We start from the raw sequence: 4,538 nt of genomic DNA, 5'->3' as shown, positions 1-4,538 counted from the left end.
GGCAGGCCGCAGCCTGCCGCAGGGCATCACTGCGTTGTGACAGGCTGATTGGCTCGGGCCTGGAGCAGCTTGCCCGCCCCGACCACAAAAACCGCTCCAATCGCCGCAGCCACGTAATGCAGCATGGGATGCACCACCAGCACGTCCTTCAAAGCGGTGTCGTTCATGATGGTTTCACCGCCCACCCAGCCGATCAGGCCAGCACCCAGAACGACGATGACGGGGAAGCGCTCCATGAGCTTGATCATCAGCGTGCTGCCGAAGATCACCAGCGGAATGCTGATGGCCAGCCCCAAAATCAGCAGCAGCATGCTGCCCTGCGCGGCGGCGGCCACGGCAATCACGTTGTCCAGGCTCATCACCAGGTCGGCGATCAGGATGGTGCGCACCGCGGTCATCAGGTTGCCATGCGACTTTTCGCCGCCTTCGTCTTCGTCGTTCCCGCTGAGCAATTGCAGGCCGATCCACAGCAGCAGGCAGCCGCCAATGATCTGCAGGTAGGACAGCTCCAGCAGCTTGGCTGCGACCACCGTGAGCACAATGCGCAGCACCACGGCGGCACCCGAGCCCCAGAAGATGGCTTTCTTTTGCTGCTGCGGCGGCAGGGAGCGCGCGGCCAGCGCGATGACCACCGCGTTGTCGCCCGACAAGATGATGTTGATCCAGACGATCTTGACCAAGCCAATCCAGAAATCGGCGCTTTGCAGAAACTCCATGCATTTTCTCCAGTGTTGTGAACACAAAAAAAGCGCCGGAAACGGGGTTTCAGGCGCTTTTCTTGTTTGGGAGACGGCAGTTTATCGGGCTCTGGTGCCCCTCCTCATCCGTAATTCTGCGTACAGATTACTTCAGCTGGGCCTTGAGCAGCTGGCCCAGTTCGGACGGGTTGCGCGTGATGATGAAGCCCGACTCTTCCATGACGGCGAGCTTGGCATCGGCCGTGTCGGCACCGCCCGAGATCAGCGCACCGGCGTGGCCCATGCGCTTGCCCGGAGGGGCGGTGACGCCAGCGATGAAGCCCACGATCGGTTTCTTCATGTTGGCCTTGCACCAGAGCGCGGCCTCGGCTTCGTCGGGGCCGCCGATCTCGCCGATCATGATGACGGCGTCGGTGTCGGGGTCGTCGTTGAAGGCCTTCATCACATCGATGTGCTTCAAGCCATTGATCGGGTCGCCACCAATGCCCACGGCGGTGGACTGGCCGAGGCCCACTTCGGTCAGCATGGCGACGGCTTCATAGGTCAGCGTGCCCGAGCGGCTCACCACGCCGATGCGGCCCTTGCGGTGGATGTGGCCGGGCATGATGCCGATCTTGATCTCGTCGGGCGTGATGATGCCGGGGCAGTTGGGGCCCAGCAGCAGCGTCTTCTTGCCGCCGGCAGCTTCCTTGGCCTTCATCTTGTTGCGCACTTCGAGCATGTCGCGCACCGGGATGCCTTCGGTGATGCAGATCGCCATGTCCAGGTCGGCCTCGACGGCTTCCCAGATTGCGGCGGCCGCGCCTGCGGGCGGCACATAGATCACCGACACGGTCGCGCCGGTCTGGTGGGCGGCTTCCTTGACGGAGGCGTAGATCGGGATGTTGAAGATCGACTCGCCGGCCTTCTTCGGGTTCACACCGGCGACGAAGGCGTTCTTGCCGTTCGCGTATTCCTGGCACTTTTCCGTGTGGAACTGGCCGGTCTTGCCCGTGATGCCCTGGGTGATGACCTTGGTGTCTTTGTTGATGTAGATCGACATGTTTCTTGTCCTAGCGTTCTAGTCAGTCGGGGACAGAGCAACAGCTCCGTCCCCCAGGTCATTACTTGACGGCAGCGACGATCTTCGTCGCGGCTTCGGCCATCGTGTCGGCGGCGATGATCGGCAGGCCGGACTCGGCCAGCAGCTTCTTGCCCAGCTCTTCGTTCGTGCCTTTCATGCGCACGACCAGCGGCACCGACAGGTTCACGGCCTTGCAGGCGGTGATGACGCCCGTGGCGATGGTGTCGCACTTCATGATGCCGCCGAAGATGTTGACCAGGATGCCCTTGACGTTCTTGTTCTTGAGCATGATCTTGAAGGCTTCGGTCACCTTCTCGGCGGTGGCGCCACCGCCCACGTCGAGGAAGTTGGCCGGCTCGCCGCCGAACAGCTTGATGGTGTCCATGGTGGCCATGGCCAGGCCGGCGCCGTTGACCAGGCAGCCGATGTTGCCGTCCAGGCTGATGTAGGCCAGGTCGAACTTGGAGGCTTCCACTTCAGCGGGGTCTTCTTCGTCCAGGTCGCGCAGGGCCACGATCTCGGGGTGGCGGAACAGCGCGTTGGCGTCAAAGTTGAACTTGGCGTCCAGCGCCATCAGTTCGTTCTTGCTGTTGCGGTTGAGCGGGTTGATCTCGACCAGCGAGGCGTCGGTGTCCATGTAGCACTGGTAGAGCTTCTGGAAGATGTCGACGGCCTGGGCAGTGGACTCTGCGGGCAGGCCGATGCCGTTGGCGATCTTCTTGGCTTGCTCGTCGCCGAGGCCGGTCAGCGGGTCGATGAACTCGGTGATGATCTTCTCGGGCGTGGCATGGGCCACTTCCTCGATGTCCATGCCGCCTTCGCTCGATGCGATGAACGCGATCTTCTGCGTGGCGCGGTCGGTCACGATCGAGACGTAGTATTCCTTCTGGATGTCGGCGCCGTCTTCGATGTAGAGGCGGCGCACCTTCTGGCCTTCGGGGCCGGTCTGGTGCGTCTTGAGCTGCATGCCCAGGATGTCGCCGGCGATGCGCTTGACGTCTTCAATGGTCTTGGCGACCTTGACGCCGCCGCCCTTGCCGCGGCCGCCCGCGTGGATCTGGGCCTTGACGACCCAGACCGGGCCGCCGAGCTTTTGGGCTGCTTCGACCGCTTCTTGGACGGTGAATGCGGGAATGCCGCGCGGAACGGGCACACCAAAATTGCGCAAGATTTCCTTGCCTTGGTATTCGTGAATCTTCATGAGGTCTCTCTCAGGAAAAGGATTTCACCCGGCTACCATGCAGGGTTGTCTGGCGGCGGGCGTGGGACATGGCAGCCCGCAAATGTATCATGCTGCGACGCACCATTGCTTAAGCCGCACCGACCAGGCCGCCACACTTTTCTTGCAGGAGCATTCCATGTCCACAGTTTTCATCGACGGCGAAGCCGGTACCACGGGCCTGCAGATCCGTGAGCGCCTGCAGGCCATGCCCGCCGTCGAGCTGGTCAGCATTGCCCCCGACCAGCGCAAGGACCCGGCCGCCAAGCGCGCGCTGATCGCTGGCGTCGACCTTGTCGTGCTGTGCCTGCACGACGATGCCGCGCGCGAGACCGTGGCCCTGGTCGACGAGATCGAACAAACCAGCGGCCGCCAGATCAAGGTGATCGACGCCAGCACCGCACACCGTACGGCGCCAGGCTGGGTGTTTGGCTTTCCTGAACTGTGCGCCGGACAGGCCGACGCCGTGCGCAATGCCCGCCGCGTCGCCAACCCCGGCTGCTATGCCACGGGTGCGATCGCGCTGCTGCGCCCGCTGGTCGATGCGGGGCTGCTGCCGCGCGACTTTCCGGTCGCGCTGCCCTCGGTGAGCGGCTATTCGGGCGGTGGGCGGCCGATGATCGAAGCCTACGAGGCCGGTAAGGCGCCGCCATACGAGGCCTATGCGCTGGGCTTGGCGCACAAGCACATCCCTGAAATCCTGCACTACACGGGCATGGTGCGGCGCCCCATCTTCATTCCCGCCGTGGGCAACTTCGCGCAAGGCATGTTGGTGCAGCTGCCGCTGCACCTGGACCTGCTGCCCGGCGCTCCGAGCGCCACCGACCTGCACGACGCGCTGGCCGCGCATTACGCGCGCACCAACACGCCCGCGCAATGGGTCAAGGTGCTGCCCCCCACGGACGACCTGAAGCTGGCCGCCGACACCTTGGCCAATACCAACCAGCTGGAGTTGCGCGTGTTTGCCAACGAGGAGCACCGCCAGGCCGTGCTGATCGCGCGGCTCGACAACCTGGGCAAGGGCGCCAGCGGCGCGGCGGTGCAGAACCTGCAGTTGATGCTGGGGCTGTAAGGCGGTAACGCGCCGGCCGAAAGCCGGGGCGGCGTGTGCCGTGCGCCCGCACGGCCAGGCTCGCCATATGCGGTGCCGTCCGACACCGCGGCGACAAAGACGGTGCCTACGATGCAGGCATCCGGTTGTCCTTGCGGAGGCAGGCATGCACTACTCTCCCTCCTTCTGGTGGTCCCTGGCCATGCGCCCTGTGGCGCGCAGCCGGCGGCTCTTCTTCAAAGCCAGCCTGTGGTGGGCGAGCGCTGGGGCAGCGCAAGGCAGCGAGCCATGAGCACGCCGCTTTCTCCCCCACCTGCCGCGCCGGCCACCGGTGCGAGCCTGAATGCCCCGCCCCCCGGCAGCCACGCCGCTGCGCCGCCCGGCACGGCGCGGCGTGAAACGCGCGGGCTGGTGCTGTTGGCGGCCGGCGCTGTCACGCTGTGCCTGCTGACGGCCATCGGCTTCAACCTGGTGGTGTCGCACGAGCTGCGCAGCGGCTTTGCGGAC

The 4,538-nt window shown here is 64.6% G+C and carries 4 protein-coding genes and 1 pseudogene; 2 read left to right on the top strand and 3 right to left on the bottom strand.

Annotated elements, in window-relative coordinates; all coding sequences use genetic code 11:
* Positions 1–26: 26 nt before the first annotated feature.
* The 3 genes from B2J89_RS20795 to sucC form a co-directional block, all read right to left on the bottom strand.
* Positions 27–716, bottom strand: a complete 690-nt coding sequence (locus tag B2J89_RS20795; RefSeq protein ID WP_169170754.1) for a TerC family protein — start codon at positions 714–716, stop codon at positions 27–29.
* A gap of 127 nt (positions 717–843) precedes the next feature.
* Positions 844–1,740 carry a succinate--CoA ligase subunit alpha gene (gene sucD, locus B2J89_RS20790; RefSeq protein WP_169170753.1) on the bottom strand — a complete coding sequence of 299 codons (897 nt, stop codon included), beginning with the start codon at positions 1,738–1,740 and terminating at the stop codon, positions 844–846.
* 61 nt (positions 1,741–1,801) lie between these two features.
* Complete coding sequence (sucC, locus tag B2J89_RS20785) at positions 1,802–2,962, bottom strand: ADP-forming succinate--CoA ligase subunit beta (RefSeq protein ID WP_169170752.1); 1,161 nt, start codon at positions 2,960–2,962, stop codon at positions 1,802–1,804.
* Between the two features lie 157 nt (positions 2,963–3,119).
* Here sucC and argC point away from each other — a divergent pair, with 157 nt between their 5' ends.
* Entirely contained in the window at positions 3,120–4,052 is a 933-nt protein-coding gene (argC, locus tag B2J89_RS20780) for an N-acetyl-gamma-glutamyl-phosphate reductase (RefSeq protein ID WP_169170751.1), read from the top strand.
* Positions 4,053–4,319: 267 nt separating this feature from the next.
* Positions 4,320–4,538, top strand: a pseudogene (locus B2J89_RS20775) (hypothetical protein); the annotation flags it as partial.

It is taken from the genome of Acidovorax sp. SRB_24, assembly GCF_012931925.1.
Note: the sequence above shows the minus strand (reverse complement) of the source record. Positions and strands in the feature narration are given on the sequence as shown.